Origin of the sequence: Methylophaga sp. UBA4204 (genome assembly GCF_002379485.1) — a bacterium.
In the GTDB taxonomy this organism is placed as follows: Bacteria; Pseudomonadota; Gammaproteobacteria; order Nitrosococcales; family Methylophagaceae; genus Methylophaga.
In genome coordinates this window covers 55,344-55,747 of the sequence record NZ_DFTU01000036.1, presented here as the reverse complement: position 1 = coordinate 55,747, position 404 = coordinate 55,344, and the positions used below count along the sequence as shown (strand labels likewise).

Below are 404 nucleotides of genomic sequence, written 5' to 3'. Positions count from 1 at the left end.
GTGTCAGTCATGGTTCAGCTAATATGGTCGAAACCATCAATATAAATGAATTGAGAATTTTGGCTGACGAACGTATGTATCACCAAAAACGCACCAACGATAACCGCCAATGGGCTTAAAGACATCATAAGCATTTTGGCTGCTATCACTCTGAGCAGAATTAACGCTGCATAATGGTGAATAACCAGCGAACAATTACCATTGTCGGCTGACCATCATATGCAGCCATACGGCTTCATTACGCAATTGTGAATCGTTACCAAACGGCAGCTCGCTATTGGTGTAATCCACTTTTTTACGGAAATCGTATTCAATACCACCATAAATAATCCATTCTGAATTGTATTGATAACTGCCGCCAAAAGTGAGGTGATGATCAAAGATCCCCGCCACAACAGGATTGG

At 41.6% G+C, this 404-nt stretch carries 1 pseudogene; it reads right to left on the bottom strand.

The window, feature by feature from the left end:
- Positions 1-195: 195 nt before the first annotated feature.
- Positions 196-404: pseudogene (locus B3182_RS04950) on the bottom strand (aromatic hydrocarbon degradation protein); the annotation flags it as partial.